Below are 22,246 nucleotides of genomic sequence, written 5' to 3'. Positions count from 1 at the left end.
GGGAGAATGGCCGACATCGACCGCGACGACAGTCGCAGACCGGACCCCGATGCATTGCTTGCCCTTGCGGAGAAAGACCGCCGGGGCAAGTTGACCGTTTTCCTGGGCGCGGCCCCCGGCGTCGGCAAGACCTACGCCATGCTGACCCGCGCCGCGCGCCTGAAGGCGGAAGGCGTCGACATCGTCGCCGGCCTCGTGGAGACCCACGGCCGCAGCGAGACGGCCGCCCTCCTCGGCGGGCTGGAGGTGCTGCCGCGCCTTGCGGCCAGCCACCGCGGCAAGGCGCTGGAGGAATTCGACCTCGACGGCGCACTCGCCCGCCGCCCGCGCATCGTGCTCGTCGACGAGCTTGCCCACTCCAATCCAGAAGGCAGCCGGCATCCCAAGCGCTACCAGGACGTCGAGGAACTGATCGCCGCCGGCATCGACGTGTGGACGGCGCTCAACATCCAGCACCTGGAAAGCCTCGCCGATCTCGTGGCGCAGATCACCGGCGTCACCGTGCGCGAGCGCGTGCCCGATGTCGTGCTGAAGAAGGCCGACGAGGTCGTGCTGGTCGACCTGCCGCCGACGGAACTGATCGAGCGCCTCAAGGAGGGCAAGGTCTACCTGCCGGAAAGCGCGAGCCGCGCCGTCGACCGCTTCTTCCGCCTCGGCAACCTCACGGCGCTGCGCGAGCTCGCCCTCCGGCGCACGGCCGACCGGGTGGACGACCAGATGGTCGACTACCTCAGGCAGAACGCCATCGAAGGCCCCTGGGCGACGGGCGAGCGGCTGCTCGTCTGCGTCGGGCCGGACGCGCTTTCGGAAAAGGTCGTGCGCGTGGCAAGCCGGCTCGCCACCGGCCTCAACGCGCCGTGGCTGGTCGTCTCCATCGAGCGGGCGGACCGCGAGGTCGAGACGACGGAGCGGCTGCAGCGCATGGAGACGCTGTTCCGGCTCGCCGAGCAGCTTGGCGCCGAAACCCGGCGGGTGGTCGGCAACGATTTCGTCGAGGAGATCCTCAAACTCGCCCGCCGCGAGCACGCGACGCAGATCGTCATCGGCGCCGGGCGCCACCGCGGCTGGAGGCGGTTCCTCTCCCGTTCCCTTCCCGATACGCTTTCGCGCGAGGCGGCCGGCATCGGCGTGCATTTCGTGACGCCCGACAAGGCGGAGAAGCCGGAGGCCGCGACACGCTTTCCCCTGCCGGCACTCGCCTCCTATCGCCAGTCGGCCCTCATCGCCGCCGGCCTCACCGCCGCCATCGCGGCCGCGGGCAAGCTCGTCTATGTCTTTGCCGAGCTGCCCAACATCTCGCTGCTCTTCCTGCTCGCCGTTCTCGGCTCGGCGGTGCTCGGCGGCTATGTCTCGGCCTTCATCGCGGCGATCCTGTCGGCGCTCGCCTACAACTTCCTCTTCATCGACCCGCTGCACACCTTCACCATCACGGCGCCGCACGAGGTCTTCGCGCTCATCGTCTTCCTGTCCGTCGCCATCATCGCCGGGGGCTTCGCCTCGCGCATCAAGGAGCAGGCGGAGGTCGCCCGCGTGCGCGCCACGGCCCTGCAGTCGCTCTACGATTTCTCGCGCAAGCTCTCGACGACCGCCAAGGCCGACGATGCGATCTGGGTGGCGGTCTCGCACCTCCAGGCCAGCCTGAGGCGCAACATCGTGCTGCTGCTGCCGGACAAAGGCGACCTCAGGATCGCCGCCGTCTGGCCACCGGATACCGACCTCGACGTCACCGACTTCACCGCGGCGCGCTGGACGCGCGACAAGCAGGAGACCGCCGGCTCCGGCACCGGCACCCTGCCGAACAGCCGCTTCGAGTTCCGCCCGCTGATGGGGCCGCACGGGCTGGTCGGCGTGTGCGGCATCGAGCAGACCGAGGAGCGGCTCGACCTCAACGCCGAGCGCGCGCTCTCGGCCATCCTCGACCAGACCGCCATCGCCCTCGACCGCGCCCGCCTTTCGGAGGAAAGCGTGGAGCAGGCCGCAAGGCTGGAGGGCGAGCGCTATCGCGAGGCGCTGCTTTCCTCCATCTCGCACGACCTGCGCACCCCGCTCGCCACGATCATGGGCGCCGTCACCAGCCTGCGCCAGCTCGGCGACCGGATGACGCCCGAAAGCCGCGACGACCTGCTCCAGTCGATCGAGGAGGAAGGCAGCCGCATGAGCCGGTTCGTCTCCAACCTCCTCGACATGACGCGCATCGAATCCGGCACGCTGAAGCCGAAGGGCGATTGGCTCGACGTCTCCGACGTGGTGCAGGCCGCCGTCGAGCGCGCCCGAAAATACTTCCCCGGCAAGGTCATCGAAACCGGGATCGCGCCCGACCTGCCGCTCATCGAGGGCGACAGCGTGCTGCTCGGGCAGGTGCTCTTCAACCTGCTCGACAATGCGGTGAAGTATGGCGGCGAGGAACCGGTCAACGTCTACGCCCGGCGCGATGGCGGGGATGTGCTGATTTCCGTCACCGACCTCGGCAAGGGCATCGCGCCCGCGGAGCTCGACCGCGTCTTCGAGAAGTTCTACCGCCGCGGCAAGCCGGACGGCCGGGCGCCCGGAACCGGCCTCGGCCTTTCCATCGCCCGCGGCTTCGTGGAGGCGATGGGCGGCAGGATCCATGCGGAGAGCCCGGCGGTGAAGAAACGGGGCACGCGCATCGTCATCCGTTTCCCGGCGGGCGAGAAGAAGGCTGACAGGGCGAAATGACAAACGAGCGCATCCTTGTTGTCGACGACGAGCCGCAGATCCAGCGGTTCCTCAAGCCCGCCCTCAAGGCGGCGGGCTATGACGTGGTCGAGGCGGCCACGGGCGGGGAAGCGCTGAAGGCCGTGGCGACGACCGCCCCCGACCTCGTCATCCTCGACCTCGGCCTGCCGGACATGGACGGCAAGGAGGTGGTCACCAGCCTGCGCGGCTGGACGACCATCCCGATCATCATCCTCTCGGCCCGCGAGCGCGAAAGCGAGAAGATCGCCGCCCTCGACCTCGGCGCGGACGATTATATCGAAAAGCCCTTCGGCATCGGCGAGCTGACCGCCCGCATCCGCACCGCGCTGCGCCACCGCGCGCGCGCCGCCGCGCCGCCGGCAACGCTTGCCACCGACGGCCTCGTCATCGACACCGTGCGCCGGCTGGTCCTGCGCGAGGAGGAGCCGATCCGGCTGACGCCGAAGGAATACGATCTCCTCACCCTGCTCGCCCGCCATGCGGGTCGCGTCGTCACCCACAAGACGCTGCTCACCTCCGTCTGGGGGCCGGCCCACGGCGAGGACCTTCATTATCTGCGCGTCTTCATCGGCCAGCTTCGCCAGAAGATCGAGCGGGACCCGACGCGACCGTCCATCGTGCGCACCGAGCCCGGCGTCGGCTACCGGCTGGTGGTCGACCCGGAAACGTGACGGGCGAAGAAAGGGTGGCCGCCTGCGCATTTTTTTGCGCAACCGTACCGGATTCGCGGAATCAGACCTTCCCTCTGCGCCGGCAAACCCCTAGTGGGAGATCACTCGCGCAACCCGCGAGCTTCCCCGCGTCATTGGGAGCCAAACCGTGACGCTTGCTGCCCCGCTTCGTGCGGGGCTTCTTTTTTTCAAGCCCGGATTTTACGGCGCAGGCCGCCGCAAGACCCGCCAGGCCGCCGCCGCGCTCATGGCGGCGAGCGCGTACCAGGTCAATGCATAGACGAGATGGCTGTTGCGGAAGGCGACGACGGTGAGGCCGCCGATGGGCAGCCCGCCCGGATTGGGCGTCGCATCCGCATCGATGAAATAGGGTGCGACATCGGCAAGGCCCTTTGCCGCCGCGATGGCCGCGACGTCGCGGGAGAACCAGCGATCCGCCGCCGGATCGTTGGAGCGCAGGAACGCCCCGCCCGGCTCCGTCATGCGCAAAAGCCCCGTGACCGCGACCGGCCCGGCGGCGATCTCGCCCGCCAGCCGCGCCTCGGGCGTGCTCCTCTCCGCCGGCACGAAGCCGCGGTTGATCAGGATCGCCGAGCCGTCGGCAAGGACGAGCGGCGTCACCACCCAGAAGCCGGCGCCCCGCTCCGTCACGGCCTGCACCAGCACCGTCCTGTCGTGCCGGAAGAGGCCGGTGGCGGTGACGCGGCGGTATTCGTCCTTCTCCCTATCGACCGAGGGCCATTCCGACCGGACCGGCGCGGGAACCGGATCGGCATGGACGCGGCTTTCGACGCGGGCGATGAGATCGAGCTTCCAGAAGAGCCGCTGCACCTGCCAGGTGCCGAGCGCGAGGAAGACGGTGACGAGCAGGACCAGAAAGGCGGCGAGGACGAAGCGGGCGCGGGAAGATGGTTCGGACATCGGTGCTATCGCACCCCTCTCTGCCCTGCCGGGCGTCTCCGCCACAGGGAGGAGCCATCGCCCATGGGACTGGGCGTTGCCGTTCTTCCCTTCTCCCCCACGGGGAGAAGGTGGCCCGAAGGGTCGGATGAGGGGGTACTCCGAATGAAACCGTTGATTTTTTCTGCCTCCGGTATCCCCCTCATCCGCCTGCCGGCACCTTCTCCCCGTGGGGGAGAAGGGGATGGGGCAACGCCCACACCCACCGCCACCCTCACGGCATGTTCTTCATCATGTCGTGGGTCATCGGCATCATGTTGGCGTTGAGGTGGTGCATGACCCAGAGCGAGCCCGCCAGCGCGATGCCGACGATGATGAGCGTGAAGATCAGCGCCATCAGCGTCCAGCCGCCTTCCGAGCGCGGGTTCATGTGCAGGAAGTAGACCATGTGCACGAAGATCTGCACGACGCCGATGCCCATGACGAGGACGGCCGTCAGCAGCTTGCTTTCCAGCACGCCCGCCATGACCAGCCAGAAGGGAATGGCCGTCAGGACCACCGACAGGAGGAAGCCGATCATGTAGCCCTTGAAGGAGCCGTGGCCGGCCTCGTGCCCGTGGCTGTGCGCGTGGTGGGCTTCGGCCGCGCTTTCGTGGGTGGGGTGCGCGCTCATCCGAGGACTCCGAGAAGATAGACGAAGGAGAAGACGCCGATCCAGATGACGTCGAGGAAGTGCCAGAACATGGAAAGGCACATCAGCCGGCGGCGGTTCTCATGGGTGAGGCCGCGCCTCTTCACCTGCACCATCAGCGTGATGAGCCAGATCATGCCGAAGGTGACGTGCAGGCCGTGCGTGCCGACCAGCGTGAAGAAGGACGACAGGAAGGCCGAGCGCGTCGGCCCCGCGCCTTCGAGGATCAGGTGGTAGAACTCGTAGAGTTCCAGCCCGAGGAAGGCCGCGCCGAAGACGCCGGTGATGGCGAGCCAGACCAGGGTCTCCATCTTGGCATTGCGCTCCATCTGGAGCATCGCGAAGCCGTAGGTGATGGAGGAGAAGAGCAGCATCGCCGTGTTGATCGCGACGAGCGTCAGGTCGAAGAGGTCGGCCGGCGACGGGCCGGCGGCATAGTTGCGGCCGAGCACGCCATGCGTCGCGAACAGCACGGCGAAGATCAGGCAGTCGCTCATCAGGTAGAGCCAGAAGCCCAGCATGGTGCTGTTTTCCGGGTGGTGCTCTTCCGTCAGGTAGAAGGTCGGCTTTTCGCCGGTGTCGTGGACTTGGGTCGCGCTCATGGGCTCAGGTCCGTTCTTGCAGCAGTTTCGTGCGCGCGTCCTCGGTCGCCGTCACCGTTTCGGCGGGGATGAAGAAGTCGCGGTCGTAGTTGAAGGTATGGGCGATCGACACCGCGACGATCGCGATGAAGGAGAGCGCAGCCAGCCACCAGATGTACCAGATCAGCGCGAAGGCGAGCACCGTGCTGATGCCGGCGAGGATGATGCCCGTGCCGGTGTTCTTCGGCATGTGGATTGGCCTGAAGCCTTCCAGCGGGCGCACATAGCCGCGGCTCTTCATGTCGTACCAGCTGTCGTGGTCGTGCACGACGGGCGTGAAGGCGAAGTTGTAGTCCGGCGGCGGCGAGGAGGTCGACCATTCGAGCGTGCGGGCGTCCCACGGATCGCCGCTGTCACAGCGTAGCTGGTCGCGCCTCAAATAGCTGACGACGAGCTGGACGATGAAGGAGGCGATGCCGAGCGCGATCAGGAAGGCGCCGAAGGCGGCGATAACGAACCAGATCTGCAGCGAGGGATCCTCGAACTGGCTGACGCGGCGGGTGACGCCCATCAGGCCGAGCACGTAGAGCGGCATGAAGGCGAAGAAGAAGCCGATCTGCCAGAACCAGAAGCTCATCTTGCCCCAGAAGGGATCGAGCTTGTAGCCGAAGGCCTTGGGGAACCAGTAGACGACGCCCGCCATCAGCCCGAACAGCACGCCGCCGATGATGACATTGTGGAAATGGGCGATGAGGAACAGCGAATTGTGCAGCACGAAGTCGGCAGGCGGGATTGCCAGCATCACGCCCGTCATGCCGCCGATGACGAAGGTCACCATGAAACCGACCGTCCAGAGCATCGGCACCTCGTAGCGGATGCGCCCGCGATACATGGTGAAGAGCCAGTTGAACATCTTCGCCCCCGTCGGGATCGAGATGATCATGGTCGTGATGCCGAAGAAGGCGTTGACCGAGGCGCCCGAGCCCATCGTGAAGAAGTGGTGCAGCCACACGATGTAGGAGAGGATCATGATCACGCAGGTCGCATAGACCATCGAGGCATAGCCGAAGAGGCGCTTGCCGCAGAAGGTCGCCACCACCTCGGAGAAGATGCCGAAGGCCGGCAGGACGAGGATGTAGACCTCCGGGTGGCCCCAGATCCAGATGAGGTTGATATACATCATCGGGTTGCCGCCGAGGTCGTTCGTGAAGAAGTTCGTGCCGACATAGCGGTCGAGCGACAAGAGCGCGAGCGTGGCGGTGAGGATCGGGAAGGTCGCGACGATCAGGATGTTGGTGCAGAGCGAGGTCCAGGTGAAGACCGGCATCTTCATGAAGGTCATGCCCGGCGCGCGCATCTTCACGATGGTCGCGATGAGGTTGATGCCCGACAGCGTCGTGCCGACGCCCGCCACCTGAAGGCCCCAGATGTAATAGTCCACCCCGACGCCGGGACTGTAGTCCGCGCCAGACAGCGGCGGATAGGCGAGCCAGCCGGTGCGCGCGAACTCGCCGACGAAGAGCGACATCATGATGATGATCGCGCCCGCCGTCGTCATCCAGAAGGAGAAGTTGTTGAGGAAGGGGAAGGAGACGTCGCGCGCGCCGATCTGCAGCGGCACGACATAGTTCATGAAGCCGGTGACGAAGGGCATCGCCACGAAGAAGATCATGATCACGCCATGGGCGGTGAAGATCTGGTCGTAGTGGTGCGGGTTGAGGTAGCCCTCGCTGCCGTTGAAGGCGATGGCCTGCTGGATGCGCATCATGATGGCATCGGCAAAGCCGCGCAGCAGCATGACGATGGCGAGGATGATGTACATGATGCCGATCTTCTTGTGATCGACGCTGGTGAACCACTCGTGCCAGAGATAGCCCCAGAGCTTGAACTTCGTGATGAGCGCGAGGAGCGCGATGCCGCCCAGCGCGACCACCGCGAAGGTCACGACGAGGATGGGCTCGTGGTAGGGGATCGCTTCGAAGGAAAGCCGTCCAAAGAGGAAATGCGTGAGGCTGGTGTCACCGAACATGGGATCGTCCAATAGCGTTTCAGATGCGGCCCGGAAATCTTGGGGCCTCGCGTGTCCGCCGCCGATGGCGGGCACGATGGGATCTAGTGCGCCTGATGCGCGTCGTGGTCCGTCGCGGCCGGCTCCTCCTGCCGGTCCTCGACGCCCTCGGCCGGTTCTTCGCTGCGCGCGGGATTGCCGGTTTCCGGGAATGTGGCGGCGGGGGCCTCGTCCGCGGCATGGCGGTTGTCGTGCTGGAGCTTCGCCTTGTTCTCCTGGCTCTCCTTGCCCGCGCCGCCCATCATGTCGATGTGCATCATGTCCTTCATGCACATCTGGCCCTCGCGCACGCACATGTTGAGCACGGCGTCGTAGAGGCCGTTATCGACGGAGGCGTAGTAGCGCACCGGCTCCTTGACGCTCGGCTTTTCCAGCTTGAGATAGGCGTCGCGGTTGAGCGCCGTGCCGTTCTGCTTCACCTGCGCGACCCAGGCGTCGAAGCCGGCCTGGTCCACCCCGTGGAACTTGAAGCGCATGTGCGAGAAGCCGTCGCCACTGTAGTTCGAGGAAAGGCCCTCGTATTCGCCGGCCTTGTTAATGACGGCGTGCAGCTTGGTCTCCATGCCCGGCATCGTGTAGATCATGCCGGCGAGCGCGGGGACGTAGAAGGAGTTCATCACCGAGGAGGCGGTGAGCTTGAAGTTGATCGGCACGTCGACGGGCGCGGCCATCTCGTTGACCGTGGCGATGCCGTAGTCCGGATAGAAGAACAGCCACTTCCAGTCGAGCGCCACCACCTCGACGGTGATCGGCTTCGTCTCCTCGGAAACCGGCCGGGCGGCATCGATCCGGTCGAGCGGGCGGTAGGGATCGAGCTTGTGGGTGCTGACCCAGGTGATCGCCCCGAGCGCGATGATGATGGCGAGCGGGGCCGACCAGATGATGACCTCTAGGCCGGTGGAGTGGTGCCATTCGGGATCGTACTTTGCCGCCGTGTTGGACTGGCGGTAGCGCCAGGCGAAGAACAGCGTCAGAAAGATCACCGGGACGATGATCAGCAGCATCAGGATCGTCGAGATGACGATGAGGTCCCGCTGCTGCGTGGCGATATCGCCGGAGGGGGACATCACGACCATATTGCATCCCGAAAGGATGGCCAGCATGGGGGCTAGAATGATCGAGTGTCGGGCTAAACTGAATTGCTTCGGCATTTCGGCCTCAACTTGCGTTCTGTCTAGTCGGCAATAATCGGACGCGGTCGGGGTTGGAAATGAGGTCCATCGTCGCAGCGCAGCATTCTGTCGCAGCACGGTAATCAATCAGGGGCTTTCTGTCGATGCGCGTTTGTACTAGCGCAATAGAAATGCCTGTTGTCAATTTCCGCGCCATAAGACGCATTGCCCGCCGGTCCTTGATCTTGGGCGCCGATTGATCAACATTCTAGTGACATGACCCTGATCCGCACGGAGGCGTTCATGAGTTCGGCCATCAATCCCACCTCGTCCGGCATGGAGCGGGATGCCCGCCGCATGCACCAGGACGACAAGCCGCTCTCGCCGGGCAGCGTCGCCATCGGCGTGGTGATCGGCCGCACGTCGGAATTCTTCGACTTCTTCGTCTACGGCCTCGGCTCCATCCTCGTCTTCCCGAAGCTCATCTTCCCCTTCGCGCCCAATGCGGTGGCGGCGACGCTGATGGCCTTCGCGCTGTTTCCGCTGGCCTTCCTCGCCCGCCCGGTCGGCTCCTTCGTCTTCATGTGGATCGACCGCAACTACGGGCGCGGCACGAAGCTCACGATCGCCCTGGTGATCCTCGGCGGCTCGACGGCCTCCATCGCCTTCCTGCCGGGATACGATACGCTCGGCTACTGGGCGGTGGCCCTCCTCGCGCTCTTCCGGCTCGGCCAGGGCTTCGCGCTCGGCGGCGCCTGGGATGGCCTTGCCTCGCTGCTCAACCTCAGCGCCCCCGCCAACCAACGCGGCTGGTACGCGATGATCCCGCAGCTCGGCGCGCCCATCGGCTTTGCGCTGGCCAGCGTCCTCTTCGGCTACTTCGTCAGCAATCTCTCGGAGGCGGACTTCCTCGCCTGGGGCTGGCGCTATCCCTTCTTCGTCGCCTTCGCGATCAACGTGGTTGCGCTCTTCGCGCGCCTGCGCATCGTCGCCAGCAAGGAGTTCGGCGCGGCCATGGAGGCGCAGGAGCTGCAGGCGCGGCCGATCTTCGAGATGCTGAGCAAGCATGCCATCGACGTGGTGCTCGGCGCCTTCGTGCCGCTCGCCAGCTTCGCGATGTTCCACCTCGTGACGATCTTCCCCTTGAGCTGGGTCACGCTCACGGGCGGCCAGTCGGCGGCGGAATTCCTGTGGGTCCAGGTCGCCGGCGCCGCGGTCGGCGCCATCGGCATCGTGCTCTCCGGCCTGATCGCCGACAGGATCGGCCGTCGCAACCAGCTCATGGTCGCCGCGATCCTGATCGCCATCTTCTCCTTCTCCGCGCCGTTCCTGCTCGATGCCGGCGGCAAGGGACAGGATGCCTACATCCTCATCGGCTTCTTCATCCTCGGCCTCTCCTTCGGCCAGTCCTCCGGCGCCGTCTCCTCGCGCTTCACGCAGTACTACCGCTATACCGGCGCGGCGCTCACCTCGGACCTCGCCTGGCTGATCGGGGCCGCCTTCGCGCCGCTCGTGGCGCTGGGCCTTGCCTCCAGCTTCGGCATCATCTTCATCGGCGGCTACCTGATCTCCGGCGCGATCTGCACCATCGCCGCCCTCAGCCTCACCCGCGTCCTCGACCAGCACTAGGCGCCCATCCCTGCCGGTCGCCGACAAGCGACCGGCTCCCCTACGCTTCCGCCGAAAGCCCTTGACAGACAAAAGTCCCGGGGTTATTGGGTAATCGATAACCCATGGGAGAGGTGGCAAGATCGTGGCGGTATCGCTCTCTGACATAGCGGAACGTGCGGGCGTCTCGGTGAAGACGGTCTCAGGCGCGTTACACGGCGGCTCCGCCCGCATGTCGGACGACACGCGGCAGAAGATCAAGGCCATCGCCGACGAACTCGGCTACGTGACCAACCTTGCCGCGCGCGGCGTGCGCCAGGGCTGGCTGCCGCTGGTCGGCGTCATCTCCGACGGCCTCATCACCTCGCCCTTCGCGACCGAAATCGTGCGCGGACTGGACGGGGCCGCGCGCAGCGCCGGCATGGCCGTCTTCGCCATCAACCACGGCGGCGGGCGGGAGATCGACGCCGTTCTCGGCGAAGTGCAGCAGTTCCGGCCGCGCGCCGTCGCCTATGCGGCGATGTTCCACAAGAACGTCGCCCTGCCGGACAAGCTCGCCGGCGCCCTCGGCGTCATGATCAATTGCCGGGAGGCCACGGGACGCGTGACCTCGCTGGTGCCGGACGAAGAGGGCGGCGCGCGCGAGATCGTGCGCCATCTGCTCGCGGCCGGGCGCCGCCGCATCGCCTTCATCAACCTGCCCGGCATTCTCGCCGGCACGCTTCGCGAGAAAGGCTTCCACGCCGCGCTCGCCGAAGCCGGCGTCGCACCGCTCGGCGTGTTCCCCGCCGTGCGCCGCAGCGTCTACAGCGACCGGGCGCCCAGCCTGGTGCCGGTCCACATGGACGCGCTGCTCAAGTCCGGCGAACGGCCGGACGCCATCCTGTGCGGCAACGACCGCGTGGCGATGGAAGTCTATGCGGCGCTTGCCCGCGCCGGCCTTCGCATACCGCACGACATCGCGGTGGCGAGCTTCGACAACCAGGTCGAGCTCGCCTCGCGGCTGGACCCGCCATTGACCACCATGGCCCTGCCGCACCGCGCCATGGGCCGCCTCGCCATGGAAATCCTCCTGGCGGAGCAGCCTGAACCGCCGCATCTGCGGAAACTGCCGTTCCATCTGGTCGAACGGGCATCCGTCTGAAATTCCGGGTTACGATCGCATTCAACAGGAGGAGACCATCATGACTGCGCATTTGGGTAATCGTTTACTTTCCATCCTTTTCGCCTCCGCCGCCCTCGCGGCGACGGCCGGCCTCGCCGAGGCGAAGACCGTCATCCACGTCATGCATCAGGGCGATCCGGGCTGGGTGAAGGCCTATGGCGACGTCGCCAAGCGCTTCGAGGCGGCCAATCCCGACATCGACATCGAGCTGATCTACGCACCGCACGATGCCTATAACGAGAAGTTCAGCGCCGCCGTCATGGCAAAGCAACTGCCTGATGTCATGGAGCTCGATGCGCCGTTCCTGGCGAACTACGTCTGGTCCGGCTACCTGCAGGCGGTCAAGCCGCTGCTCGACCAGGACCTGCTCGACGACATGACGGATTCGAACATCTCCCAGGGCACCTACCCGATCGACAAGGAGCTTTACGCGATCGGCCTCACCGACTCCTCGGTCGTGCTCTACGGAAACAGGAAATATCTGGAGGCCATCGGGGCGCGCATTCCGAAGTCCGTCGACGATGCCTGGACCCGCGAGGAATTCGAAGGCTATCTCGAAAAGCTCTCCAAGCTCGAGGGCGTGAAGTGGCCGATCGACACGTTCCGCGGCTACGGCATCAAGACGGAGTGGATCACCTATGCCTATGGCCCGCTTCTGGAAAGCGCCGGCTGCGATCTCATCGACCGCACGACCTGGACGGCCGGCGGCACGCTCGACGGCGAGGCCTGCGTCAAGGCGCTGACCATGATGCAGACCTGGGTCAAGAACGGCTGGGTCGTGCCGACCTCGTCCGGCACCAACCAGTTCTATGCCGAGGGCCAGCCGGCCGCGCTCGCCATGGGCGGCCACTGGTTCTATGCGGAAGCCGCCGCGGCGATGAAGGACGACATCGTCGTCATGCCGCTGCCGAAGATCGGCGAGAAGGGCGTCAGCCCGAACGGCACCTGGATCTGGGGCATCTCCGCGACTTCGGAAAATCCGGAGGCAGCCGGCAAGTTCCTGAGCTTCATGCTGAAGGACAAGGACTATCGCGACTACGCCAGGTCCCAGTCGGCCTATCCGGGCCTGAAGAGCTTCGCCGCCGAATCCCCGCTCTATGCGGAAGGCGGCCCGCTCGCCATTGCCTTCGAACAGGCCTCCAAGACGGCCGTCGCCCGTCCGCCGCACCCGGCCTATCCGACGATCACCTCGGCCTTCATGCAGGCGGTCGACAAGATCTTCAACGGCGGCGATCCGCAGGAAGCCCTCACGTCCGCGGCCAGGAAGATCGACGAGGACATCGAGGACAACGCCGGCTACCCGCCCTTCGACGCGCAGCAGTAAGGCGCTTGCGCGGGGCCGGCCCTGCGGCCGGCCCCGCCCCCGGGAGGATGACCGATGAGGAGGAGACCATGACCTTGCAACAGACGACCATGCCGCGCCCGCGCGCCGGCCGGCGCGACCGGCAGCGCTTCTGGCAGGAGGTCGCGATGATCGCGCCCGCCGTGCTTCTGCTGGCGACCTTCCTGATCACGCCGTTCCTCCTGTCCTTCTGGACGGCGATGACCAACCAGCCCCTCGTGCCGCGCCCGACGCCGGTGCGCTTCGTCGGCCTGCTGAATTTCCAGCGCGTCTTCAGCGATCCGCTGTTCTGGACATCGCTGTGGAACGTCACGCGGTTCACCATCTGGGTGCTGCCCGTCCAGTGCGGCCTCGCCTTCCTGACCGCGTTGCTGCTGCATCAGAAGCTGCCCATGCGCAACCTTCTGCGCGGCATGTTCTTCCTGCCGGCGATCACCTCCATGGTGGTGGTCTGCGTGATCTGGGGCACGCTGTTCCAGTATCCGAGCGGCCCGCTCAACCAGATCGTCGGCTTCCTCTCCGGCGGCACGATCCAGCCGATCGACTGGCTCGGCGATCCGGACTGGGCGATGTTCTCCATCGTACTGCTTTCCGCCTGGCAGGCCTACGGCTTCCAGATGATCATCTACCTCGCCGGGCTCCAGGGCATTCCGGAAGAGCTCTACGATGCGGCCCGCATCGACGGTGCGAGCGCGCTGCGCCGCTTCTGGCACGTCACCATGCCGGGCCTGCGGCCCACCCATGTCTTCGTTCTGGTCATCACGACGATCCAGGCCTTCAAGCTCTATACGCAGGTCGCGATCCTCACCCAGGGCGGCCCGCGGGAAAGCACGGAAACCGTGGTGCATTACATGGTGCGCGCCGGCTTCGAGGAGCAGAAGCTCGGCTACGCTTCAGCCGTCTCCGTCATCCTCTTCGTCATCGTTCTTCTGATCGCGCTGCTCCAGCGTAAACTCCTGAGGCGCTTCGATGTCTGATCTCGTACTGACCCAGGCCGCCCCGCTGGCAAAATCGAGGGGCAACGGCAAGACGGGCCTGCGCATCGTGCAGACCGCCTGCATCTTCGTCATCGCACTGGTGATGATCTCGCCGCTCTTCATGCTGCTGATCGCCAGCCTCAAGGACGACCGCTTCCGCATCCTTGCCGACATGGGCAGCTTCCGGGCCTTCTGGGTGAGCGAGCCGACGCTCTCCAACTACCGGGAGATCGCCAATTTCTCCGGGGAGCTCGCCTATGGGCGCTATCTCTTCAACTCGCTGGTGATCCTCGTCGCCACCGTCGTTTCGGGCCTCATCGTCAACTCCATGGCAGGCTTCGTCCTGGCCTGGGGGTCGCTGCGCGGCAAGGCGATCCTGCTCGCCCTCGTCGTCGCGCTCTACGTCATCCCGCAGGAAAGCATCATCATGCCGCTCGTCGTGATGATGTCGCGGGCGGGGCTGACCGATACCTTCGCCGTGCAGATCCTGCCCTGGGCGGCAAGCCCGCTCTATGTCTTCCTCTTCTACCAGTTCTTCGCGCAACTGCCGAAGGAACTCTACGAGGCGGCGGAAATGGACGGGGCCTCGGCCTTCCGCATCTACCGGTCGATCTACATGCCGCTCAGCCTGCCGGCACTCGCCACGGTCTCGATCCTCATGGGCATCGAGAGCTGGAACCAGTATCTCTGGCCGACGCTCGTCACCCAGACCGACTATGCAAGGCCGATCGCCGTCGCCATCGCCACCTTCTTCGGGCAGGACAGCATCTACTGGGACCGCGCCATGGCGGCCTCCGTCCTGATGATGATCCCCGTCCTCATCCTCTACCTCGCCTTCCAGCGCTGGTTCGTAAGTTCGTTCGTCGGCTCCGCCGTGAAAGGTTGACTATGACACTACAGGCAAAATCCGTGGCGCCCGTGCCCGAAACCATCCGGGCCGATCTTCCGGCAGGCACCGTGCTGCATCTCTGGCTGAAGGCCCGGGCGGCGGGCGAGCCCGCAAGGCTGCTGATCGCCGTCGACGGCAGCGAGATCGGCGAACCCGCCATCAGCCGGACGGAGGAGTTCGAGTTCCTCGCCGTCACGCTCGCGGCCGGCGGCCACACCACCCTATCCTACGACGACGCCACGACGACGCTCTCCGTCGCCTATGCCTTCCATCCGGCAAGCGTTCTCGAAGAGGGCATTCGCGTCCTGCACAGCGATCCCCGCACCGCGGCGCCCGACGTGCCGTCAAGCTACCACTTCCGCCCGCCCTTCGGCTGGATGAACGATCCGAACGGCTTCGGCCGTTTCACCGGCCGCGTCCATCTTTTCTACCAGCATTATCCGCACAGCCCGCGCTGGAACACGATGCACTGGGGCCATGCCGTCTCGAAGGACTTCATCCGCTGGACGCATCTGCCGATGTTCCTCTTTCCGGCCGATCACCTTTCGGCAAGCGACGACGGCCGCGGCGGCGCCTTCTCCGGCTCGGCCATTCCCGTTGCCGGACCGGAAGGCGAGGAGATCCGCGTCTTCTATACCGAGCACGTCCGCGACCGGCAGCCGGAGGAGCAGATCCAGCTTTCCGCCGTCAGCCGCGACGGCATCGCCGCCGGTCCTTCGGAAATCGTGCTTCCGCTGCGCCCCGAAGGCCTTGATCTCACCACGGACTTCCGCGACCCCTACGTCTTCAGGGGGCCGGACGGCCTCTGGAAGATGCTGCTCGGCAGCCGCGACAGGACGGGCGGCGTGGTGCTGCTCTACGAAACCGCCGCCGCCGATGGTGCGGATGGCTGGACCTTCATCGGCATCATCCACCGCGAGGACGGCTTCGGCATGACGGCGGCGGAATGCCCGTGCATGGTGCCGGTCGGCGGCAGGGCGGGCGATCCGCAAACCCGCTGGGCGCTGATCTTCGGCCTGCTGACGAGCCGCGACCCGGCGACCGGCCGCCGCAACCTCACCTCCGTCACCGTCGGCCGCTTCGACGGCCGCACGTTCACGGCGGATTTCGAGCAGGAGCTGGACTTCGGCTCCGACGCCTATGCCTTCCAGGCCTTCGTCGATGACGGAGAGCCGGTCGGCATCGCATGGCTCGCCAACTGGACGGACTTCACCCGCAAGGACGATTTCCCGACGGCCATGACCCTGCCGCGCCGGGTGCTGCTGGAAGGCGACACCGTGCTGACGCCGCCCGCCACGGCCGCCGAAAGCCTGCGCCACACGCTCATCGACAGCGCGGCGCTCGCCGCCGGCAACACCGTGGCGCTCGGCAACGGCGCCGTCGAGATCGTGCTCGACCTCTGCCAGGCGGGCGCCGCCTTCGACCTTGCCTTCGACCATCCGGACGTCAGGCTCGGCGTGCGGGTCGACGGCGACGGACTGGCCATCGTCTTCGACGCCGGCACCGGCAAGACGCCGCCGCGCTATCTCGCACCCGGCGCGCGTCCGTCCAGCCTGCGCGTCTTCCTCGACGCCGGTTCCATCGAGGTTTTCGCAGACAACGGCCGCTGGACGGGCACCAAGCGCATCCCGGGCTTTTCCAGCGCGCGCTCGGCGACACTGACGGCACCGGCCGGGGCCGTCGCTGCCGCCTGCATCTGGCAGCTCAAGCTTTGAGGAGGACATGACATGGCATCAGTGGCGATCGATCAGGTACGCAAGCAATACGGCGCGGCATCCGTCATCCACGACGTTTCCGTGGACATAGAGGACGGCGAGTTCGTGACGCTCGTCGGGCCGTCCGGCTGCGGCAAGTCCACGCTCCTGCGCATGCTGGCGGGGCTGGAGGACATCAGCGGCGGCGAAATCCGCATCGACGGGCGCACCGTCAACGAGGCGGCGCCGAAGGAGCGCGACATCGCCATGGTGTTCCAGAGCTACGCGCTCTACCCGCACATGACGGTCAGGGAGAACATGGGCTTCGCCCTCAAGCTCCAGGGCCGCGACAAGGCCACCATCGGCAGGCTGGTCGACGAGGCGGCGGGCATCCTCGCCCTCGAACCGCTGCTCGACCGCCTCCCCAAGCAGCTCTCCGGCGGCCAGCGCCAGCGCGTCGCGATGGGCCGGGCGATCGTGCGCCATCCGAAGGTGTTCCTCTTCGACGAGCCGCTTTCCAACCTCGACGCCAAGCTGCGCGTGACCATGCGCAGCGAGATCAAGGAACTGCACCAGCGGCTCGGCACCACCATCGTCTACGTCACGCACGACCAGATCGAGGCGATGACCATGGCCGACAAGATCGTCGTCATGCGCGCCGGCCGGATCGAGCAGATCGGCAAGCCGCTCGACCTCTACGACCGCCCGGACAACACCTTCGTCGCCACCTTCATCGGCTCCCCGTCGATGAACCTGTTCGAAGGTACGGCCGCCGACGGCGGGTTTCGCATCGAGGGCGGCGTCTCGCTTCCCCTTCCGGCAGACACCGGCCGGGGCGAAGCACGCACCTACGGCATCCGCCCGGAAGACCTCGACCTTGCCAATACGGGCATTCCGGCGACGGTGCTGACGGTCGAGCCGACCGGTGCGGAAACCCATCTTTCGGTACGCGTCGGCACGCAGACCGCGGTCGTCGTGCTGCACCGCCGGGTGGACCTCAGACCCGACCAGGCGGTCCATCTCGCGCCGAAGCACGAGAAGATTCATCTCTTCTCCGCCGAGGGCATCAGGCTCAATTGAGCCCGAGGCGCCTCCCGCCGAACCGCGTCCGTCTCCCGGGCGCGGTTCGGTCTTTTGCGGCGGAAACAAAAACGCATCGCCGCCAATTTCGGTGTTGCTAATCCGCCCGTCACTTAATATGTTGTTAAGTGAGGAGCGCACCATGGATGATTTCGTCGCCGTGTCAGGCAAACAGGGGGCCGTCGGGGAGAAGGTGAAGTCCTTCCGCACCGCGCGCCGCATGTCGCTCCGGGCGCTCGGCGACGCCACCGGCACCACGGCAAGCTTCCTGAGCCAGCTCGAGCGCGGTCTCAGCGGCGTCAATATCAGCACGTTGATGCGCATCGCCGAGGCACTCGGCATCAGCCTCACGGACCTTTTCGAGGACACCCCGCCGCCTGTCGGCCGCGTCATGCGCAAGGCGGAGCGCCCTGCCCTTCCGCCGGCCGAAGGCTACCGGAAAATGCTCCTGTCACGGCGCCCGATCCGCGACATGGAAGTCTATATCGGCGAGTTCGACCCCGGCGGCTCGACGGGTGAGAAGCCCTACAGCCACGGGGATTCGCACGAGCTCTTCTTCGTCATCCGGGGCAAGGTGGAACTCACCCTCGGCGACGAGCGCCATGTGCTGTCGGCCGGCGACAGCATCGAATATCCAAGCTCGGTTCCGCACAAGACCGAAAACATCGGCACGGAACCGGCCGAAGTCGTCTGGATGATCGCACCGCCGACAAGCATGGCGGCCGATCTCGACCAATACCTGCCACGGCCGGGCTCGTAGCTGCGGCAGGAACAACTGAGGCGAGCGCTACTGGGAGTATCAACGATGATGAAAATTGCGAGGGCTTTTGCCCTGACGATGACGTGCGCCCTGGCGTTGCCGGCGCTCGCACAGGAAAAGCCGGTCGCCGGCGAGGTGAAGGAAGGCTCGCTCAAGGGCAAGACGCTGACCTTCGTCTCCTACGGCGGCATCTACCAGGACGGCCAGGTGGCCGCGCTCCAGGAATTCGTCGAAAAATCCGGCGTGACCCTGCTCAACGACGGCCCGACGGAAATCGCCAAGCTGAAGGCGCAGGTCGATGCCGGCAACGTCACCTGGGATGTGGTCGACACCGCCGACCTGCCGCCCTACGTCCATTGCGGCACGCTGTTCCAGAAGCTCGACCTGTCCAGGCTCGACGTCTCGAAGATCCCGCCGGGCCAGGTCGGCGAATGCTCCGTTCCGGCGATGAACTACGGCGTCGTCCTCATGTACAAGAACGAGACCTACAAGGACAATCCGCCGAAGAACTGGGTGGACTTCTTCGACACCGAGAAGTTCCCCGGCACCCGCGCCATCGACGGCAGCGGCGACCCGACGGGCGGCCTGATCGAGCAGGCGTTCAGGGCGACCGGCGGCGATCCGAAGGCGATGACGCCGGACGACATCGAGAAGGGCATCCAGAAGCTGCGCGATCTCGGCCCCGACACGATCTACTGGAAGACGGGCGCCGAATCCCAGCAGCTCGCAGAATCCGGCGAGGCCGACATGATCATGATGTGGACCGGCCGCGCGATGACCGCCGTGAAGAACGGCGCCCAGTACACGCCCGTCTGGCAGGACTGGCTGGTCGTCATGGACCAGATGACCATTCCGGTCGGCGTCAAGGACACCGATGCCGCCTATGCGCTGCTCAACGCCTATCTCGGCAAGCGCTCGCAGGAGATCCTGACCGAGAAGACCTCCTATACGCCCATCAACATGGACGCCAAGCCGGACGTGGACGACAACACCGCAGCCTTCCTCACCTCGACGCCCGAGCGCATCGCCCAGGGCTACCAGCAGAACATTCCGTTCTGGGTGAAGAACTTCGACCTCGCCGCCGAGAAGTGGAACGCCCTCCTCTCCGGCAACTGAGCCTTCGATCGCCCGCGGGCCCGGCTTCGGCCGGGCCTGCCCTGAACCACGGGAGATGCCCTTGACCGCCACGCCCGACCAGGGCCCGCCGACCGGTCCCGTCGCCGGATCCGAACAGCCCGCCCTTCTTTCACGCCTTCGTCCCCGCGGCGCGGCGTGGCTTGCGGCGCCCGCCGTGCTGGTGCTGCTGGCCGTGCTCGCCTATCCGCTCGCGATCGTCGTGTGGCGCAGCGTCACCGATCCGGCGCCCGGCCTCGACAACTACGTCTGGTTCTTCCAGTCGGCGGTGAACAGGACGGTGCTGCAAAGGACCTTCGTGGTCGCGGCCTGGGTGACGCTCGTGTCCCTCGTCTGCGCCTATCCCTATGCCTATGCCATGACCATCGTCGGCAGGAACGTCCGGCTCGCGCTCATCCTGTGCGTGCTCGTGCCGTTCTGGCTGAGCGGCGTCGTGCGCACGCTCGCCTGGGTCATCCTGCTGCAGGATTCCGGCGTCATCAATTCCTTCCTGCGCGGCATCGGCCTGCCGCCGGTCAAGCTCATCCGCACGCTACCCGGCGTCGTCATCGGCATGACGCAGGTGCTGCTGCCGTTCATGATCCTGCCGATCTATTCCGTCATGCGGGGCATCGACACGCGCCTCCTGCAGGCCGCGCGCAGCCTCGGCGCAAAGCCGTGGCGCGCCTTCCTGCAGATTTACGTGCCGCTGTCGCTGCCCGGCGTCTATGCCGGCGCGATCATCGTCTTCATCCTGTCGCTCGGCTTCTACATCACGCCGGCCCTGCTCGGCGGCCCGCGCAGCATCCTCTTGTCCTCGCTGGTGCAGAACCAGGTGCTGAGCCTGCTCAACTGGGGACGCGGCGGCGCCATGGGCGTGGTGCTCCTCGTCGCGACCTTCCTGCTGCTGGCCATCGCCGCCCCGCTGATGCGCCAGAAGCATACGTCGACGCGCAGGGAGGCCTGAGCGATGCCCTCCTTCCCGCGCGTTCTTCTCGGCCTCTTCTGCCTGCTCGTCGCCATTCTCCTGCTCGCCCCGACACTGGTCGTCATCCCGATGTCGTTCAACGGCAACAAGTCGCTGGCCTTCCCGCCCACCGGCTTCTCCTGGCAATGGTACGAGAACTTCTTCACCAACCCGGACTGGACGACGAGCTTCGCCAACTCGCTGATCATCGCGCTCATCGTCGCGGTCGTGGCGACGGTGGTCGGCACGCTCGCCGCCTTCGGCGTCACCCGGGCCGCCGCGCGCGCAGGCGGTCTGCTGCGTGCCCTCCTGATCACGCCCATGGTCGTGCCGGGCGTGGTGCTGGCGATCGGCATCTATGCCGTCTACCTCGATACGCACCTCGTCGGCACCGTCGCCGGCTTCGTGCTGGCCCACACCATGCTCGCCATCCCCTTCGTGCTGATCGCCGTGCAGGCAAGTCTCGAAGTCTTCGACCGCCGGCTGGAGACCGCGGCGTCCAGCCTGGGCGCCGGCCGGCTGACGGTGTTCCGCACGGTGACGCTGCCGCTGATCCTGCCGGGCCTTCTCTCCGGCGCGCTCTTCGCCTTCATCACCTCGTTCGACGAGATCATCGTCGCGCTGTTCATCACCAGCCCCTACCTCAAGACCCTGCCGGTGCAGATCTACACGTCGATCACGCGCGACGCCGATCCGACCGTCGCCGCCGTCGGCACGCTCCTGTTCATGGCGACGTCGCTCATCATCATTGCCGGCCTGCTCTTCGGCATGCGCCGCGGAAGGACATGACCATGCACGCACCCCAACGATCCGCCGGCGCCGCCATCGAGATCCGCAAGGCCTCCAAGCGCTACGGTGCCTTCACGGCGCTGAAGGAGATCGACCTCCACATCCGCCCCGGCGAGTTCATGACGCTGCTCGGCCCCTCCGGCTCCGGCAAGACCACCACGCTGAACCTCATCGCCGGCTTCACCGACATCAGCGACGGAACGCTCGAGATCGGCGGAAAGAGCGTCACCGGCCTTCCCTCGCACAAGCGCAATATCGGCGTCGTCTTCCAGCACTATGCCCTCTTCCCGCACATGACGGTGGGCCGGAACGTCGCCTATCCGCTGACGCTGCGCGGCATCAGGGGCGAGGATCGCGAACAGCGGGTGAAGCGGGCGCTCGACATGGTGAAGATGGCCGACTTCGCCCATCGCTACCCGAGCGAACTGTCCGGCGGCCAGCAGCAGCGCGTGGCGCTCGCCCGCGCGCTCGTCTTCGATCCGCCGCTGCTGCTGATGGACGAGCCGCTCGGCGCGCTCGACAAGAAGCTGCGCGAATGGCTCCAGCTCGAGATCAAGCGCATCCACCGCGAACTCGGCACCACCTTCGTCTACGTCACCCACGATCAGGAGGAGGCGCTGGTGCTTTCCGACCGCATCGCCGTCTTCAACGGCGGGCGCATCGAGCAGATCGGCACGGGCCGCGAGCTCTACGACAACCCTGCGACGCTCTTCGTCGGCCGCTTCATCGGCGAATCGACGGTCCTGCGCGGCGCCGCCGAAATCTCCGGCAACGACACGGTCATGACGATCGGCGATGAGAGGGTCGTCGCCCATGGCCGCCTTGCGGGAGACGCCCGTCCCGTCATCCTGCTGCGACCCGAGCGCGTGGCGCTGAAGCGACCCGGCACGGACGCCGCTCCCGGTGAGAACCGTCTTTCCGGTACGGTCACGGAGGCCATCTATCTCGGCTCCGGCTCGAAATACGAGGTGAAGCTGAAGGACGGCACGGTCGCCGTGGTGCGCAGCCCGCTCGGCGCCGCCGATTTCGCCATCGGCGATGCGGTGGACATCGTCTTCACGCAAGCCGATCTCATCCTTCTTCCCGACGATGCCAGCGCCGACGTGACGCTGACCTGATCC

The 22,246-nt window shown here is 66.2% G+C and carries 19 protein-coding genes; 14 read left to right on the top strand and 5 right to left on the bottom strand.

Annotation, left to right across the window (positions count from 1 at the left end; translation table 11 throughout):
- Nucleotides 1-6: 6 nt before the first annotated feature.
- Together L0976_RS13205 and L0976_RS13200 are read left to right on the top strand one after the other, a co-directional pair.
- Nucleotides 7-2,697, top strand: a complete 2,691-nt coding sequence (locus L0976_RS13205) for a sensor histidine kinase KdpD (protein ID WP_234187788.1) — start codon at nucleotides 7-9, stop codon at nucleotides 2,695-2,697.
- Nucleotides 2,694-3,389, top strand: a complete 696-nt coding sequence (locus L0976_RS13200; protein WP_203315769.1) for a response regulator — start codon at nucleotides 2,694-2,696, stop codon at nucleotides 3,387-3,389. Before L0976_RS13205 ends, L0976_RS13200 begins: the two co-directional genes overlap by 4 nt.
- Nucleotides 3,390-3,590: 201 nt before the next feature.
- On the opposite strand, the gene L0976_RS13195 is transcribed toward L0976_RS13200, so the two are convergent.
- The 5 genes from L0976_RS13195 to cyoA all read right to left on the bottom strand — a co-directional run bounded on the left by L0976_RS13195 (nucleotide 3,591) and on the right by cyoA (nucleotide 8,732).
- Nucleotides 3,591-4,310: an SURF1 family protein gene (locus L0976_RS13195; RefSeq protein WP_234187786.1), complete on the bottom strand. Its 720-nt coding sequence runs from the start codon at nucleotides 4,308-4,310 to the stop codon at nucleotides 3,591-3,593.
- Between the two features lie 253 nt (nucleotides 4,311-4,563).
- Nucleotides 4,564-4,962 carry a cytochrome o ubiquinol oxidase subunit IV gene (gene cyoD / locus L0976_RS13190; RefSeq protein ID WP_203315767.1) on the bottom strand — a complete coding sequence of 133 codons (399 nt, stop codon included), beginning with the start codon at nucleotides 4,960-4,962 and terminating at the stop codon, nucleotides 4,564-4,566.
- Nucleotides 4,959-5,582: a cytochrome o ubiquinol oxidase subunit III gene (gene cyoC, locus L0976_RS13185; RefSeq protein ID WP_234187785.1), complete on the bottom strand. Its 624-nt coding sequence runs from the start codon at nucleotides 5,580-5,582 to the stop codon at nucleotides 4,959-4,961. Before cyoC ends, cyoD begins: the two co-directional genes overlap by 4 nt.
- Before the next feature lie 4 nt (nucleotides 5,583-5,586).
- The gene (cyoB, locus tag L0976_RS13180; protein ID WP_234187783.1) at nucleotides 5,587-7,590 is read right to left on the bottom strand and encodes a cytochrome o ubiquinol oxidase subunit I; all 2,004 of its coding nucleotides are present in this window, start codon (nucleotides 7,588-7,590) and stop codon (nucleotides 5,587-5,589) included.
- 83 nt (nucleotides 7,591-7,673) lie between these two features.
- Entirely contained in the window at nucleotides 7,674-8,732 is a 1,059-nt protein-coding gene (gene cyoA / locus L0976_RS13175) for a ubiquinol oxidase subunit II (protein ID WP_370643656.1), read from the bottom strand.
- Between the two features lie 312 nt (nucleotides 8,733-9,044).
- On the opposite strand from cyoA, the gene L0976_RS13170 reads away from it, so the two are divergent.
- The 12 genes from L0976_RS13170 to L0976_RS13115 all read left to right on the top strand — a co-directional run bounded on the left by L0976_RS13170 (nucleotide 9,045) and on the right by L0976_RS13115 (nucleotide 22,243).
- Nucleotides 9,045-10,370, top strand: a complete 1,326-nt coding sequence (locus L0976_RS13170; protein ID WP_234187779.1) for an MFS transporter — start codon at nucleotides 9,045-9,047, stop codon at nucleotides 10,368-10,370.
- Between the two features lie 124 nt (nucleotides 10,371-10,494).
- Nucleotides 10,495-11,493 carry a LacI family DNA-binding transcriptional regulator gene (locus tag L0976_RS13165; RefSeq protein WP_234187777.1) on the top strand — a complete coding sequence of 333 codons (999 nt, stop codon included), beginning with the start codon at nucleotides 10,495-10,497 and terminating at the stop codon, nucleotides 11,491-11,493.
- Between the two features lie 52 nt (nucleotides 11,494-11,545).
- Nucleotides 11,546-12,838, top strand: coding sequence for a sugar ABC transporter substrate-binding protein (locus L0976_RS13160; protein WP_370643674.1), 1,293 nt, complete (start codon nucleotides 11,546-11,548; stop codon nucleotides 12,836-12,838).
- A 68-nt stretch (nucleotides 12,839-12,906) separates the two neighbouring features.
- Entirely contained in the window at nucleotides 12,907-13,833 is a 927-nt protein-coding gene (locus tag L0976_RS13155) for a carbohydrate ABC transporter permease (RefSeq protein WP_203315760.1), read from the top strand.
- Nucleotides 13,826-14,719 (top strand): carbohydrate ABC transporter permease, encoded by an 894-nt coding sequence (locus L0976_RS13150; protein ID WP_203315759.1) that lies wholly within the window; start codon nucleotides 13,826-13,828, stop codon nucleotides 14,717-14,719. Before L0976_RS13155 ends, L0976_RS13150 begins: the two co-directional genes overlap by 8 nt.
- Before the next feature lie 2 nt (nucleotides 14,720-14,721).
- On the top strand, nucleotides 14,722-16,437 hold the full coding sequence (locus L0976_RS13145) for a glycoside hydrolase family 32 protein (RefSeq protein ID WP_234187773.1): 1,716 nt from the start codon (nucleotides 14,722-14,724) through the stop codon (nucleotides 16,435-16,437).
- A gap of 12 nt (nucleotides 16,438-16,449) precedes the next feature.
- Nucleotides 16,450-17,496, top strand: a complete 1,047-nt coding sequence (locus L0976_RS13140) for an ABC transporter ATP-binding protein (protein ID WP_234187771.1) — start codon at nucleotides 16,450-16,452, stop codon at nucleotides 17,494-17,496.
- A gap of 142 nt (nucleotides 17,497-17,638) precedes the next feature.
- Nucleotides 17,639-18,256, top strand: coding sequence for a helix-turn-helix domain-containing protein (locus L0976_RS13135; protein WP_233290580.1), 618 nt, complete (start codon nucleotides 17,639-17,641; stop codon nucleotides 18,254-18,256).
- 45 nt (nucleotides 18,257-18,301) lie between these two features.
- Nucleotides 18,302-19,372 carry an extracellular solute-binding protein gene (locus L0976_RS13130; protein WP_203315755.1) on the top strand — a complete coding sequence of 357 codons (1,071 nt, stop codon included), beginning with the start codon at nucleotides 18,302-18,304 and terminating at the stop codon, nucleotides 19,370-19,372.
- A 61-nt stretch (nucleotides 19,373-19,433) separates the two neighbouring features.
- Nucleotides 19,434-20,336, top strand: a complete 903-nt coding sequence (locus L0976_RS13125) for an ABC transporter permease (protein WP_370643654.1) — start codon at nucleotides 19,434-19,436, stop codon at nucleotides 20,334-20,336.
- A gap of 3 nt (nucleotides 20,337-20,339) precedes the next feature.
- Nucleotides 20,340-21,125, top strand: a complete 786-nt coding sequence (locus L0976_RS13120; protein ID WP_234187770.1) for an ABC transporter permease — start codon at nucleotides 20,340-20,342, stop codon at nucleotides 21,123-21,125.
- A 2-nt stretch (nucleotides 21,126-21,127) separates the two neighbouring features.
- On the top strand, nucleotides 21,128-22,243 hold the full coding sequence (locus L0976_RS13115; protein ID WP_203315752.1) for an ABC transporter ATP-binding protein: 1,116 nt from the start codon (nucleotides 21,128-21,130) through the stop codon (nucleotides 22,241-22,243).
- Nucleotides 22,244-22,246 lie beyond the last annotated feature (3 nt).

The organism is Shinella sp. NM-101 (genome assembly GCF_021401195.1).
Classification (GTDB): domain Bacteria; phylum Pseudomonadota; class Alphaproteobacteria; order Rhizobiales; family Rhizobiaceae; genus Shinella.
Note: the sequence above shows the minus strand (reverse complement) of the source record. Positions and strands in the feature narration are given on the sequence as shown.

Bases quoted from the DNA above. Each gene is read 5' to 3' on its own strand.
- cyoA (WP_370643656.1), bottom strand. From the start codon at position 8,732: ATGCTGGCCATCCTTTCGGGATGCAATATGGTCGTGATGTCCCCCTCC.
- L0976_RS13140 (WP_234187771.1), top strand. From the start codon at position 16,450: ATGGCATCAGTGGCGATCGATCAGGTACGCAAGCAATACGGCGCGGCA.
- L0976_RS13150 (WP_203315759.1), top strand. From the start codon at position 13,826: ATGTCTGATCTCGTACTGACCCAGGCCGCCCCGCTGGCAAAATCGAGG.
- L0976_RS13115 (WP_203315752.1), top strand. From the start codon at position 21,128: ATGCACGCACCCCAACGATCCGCCGGCGCCGCCATCGAGATCCGCAAG.
- L0976_RS13135 (WP_233290580.1), top strand. From the start codon at position 17,639: ATGGATGATTTCGTCGCCGTGTCAGGCAAACAGGGGGCCGTCGGGGAG.
- L0976_RS13130 (WP_203315755.1), top strand. From the start codon at position 18,302: ATGATGAAAATTGCGAGGGCTTTTGCCCTGACGATGACGTGCGCCCTG.
- L0976_RS13205 (WP_234187788.1), top strand. From the start codon at position 7: ATGGCCGACATCGACCGCGACGACAGTCGCAGACCGGACCCCGATGCA.
- L0976_RS13170 (WP_234187779.1), top strand. From the start codon at position 9,045: ATGAGTTCGGCCATCAATCCCACCTCGTCCGGCATGGAGCGGGATGCC.
- L0976_RS13155 (WP_203315760.1), top strand. From the start codon at position 12,907: ATGACCTTGCAACAGACGACCATGCCGCGCCCGCGCGCCGGCCGGCGC.
- cyoC (WP_234187785.1), bottom strand. From the start codon at position 5,582: ATGAGCGCGACCCAAGTCCACGACACCGGCGAAAAGCCGACCTTCTAC.
- L0976_RS13200 (WP_203315769.1), top strand. From the start codon at position 2,694: ATGACAAACGAGCGCATCCTTGTTGTCGACGACGAGCCGCAGATCCAG.
- L0976_RS13145 (WP_234187773.1), top strand. From the start codon at position 14,722: ATGACACTACAGGCAAAATCCGTGGCGCCCGTGCCCGAAACCATCCGG.
- cyoB (WP_234187783.1), bottom strand. From the start codon at position 7,590: ATGTTCGGTGACACCAGCCTCACGCATTTCCTCTTTGGACGGCTTTCC.
- L0976_RS13195 (WP_234187786.1), bottom strand. From the start codon at position 4,310: ATGTCCGAACCATCTTCCCGCGCCCGCTTCGTCCTCGCCGCCTTTCTG.
- cyoD (WP_203315767.1), bottom strand. From the start codon at position 4,962: ATGAGCGCGCACCCCACCCACGAAAGCGCGGCCGAAGCCCACCACGCG.
- L0976_RS13120 (WP_234187770.1), top strand. From the start codon at position 20,340: ATGCCCTCCTTCCCGCGCGTTCTTCTCGGCCTCTTCTGCCTGCTCGTC.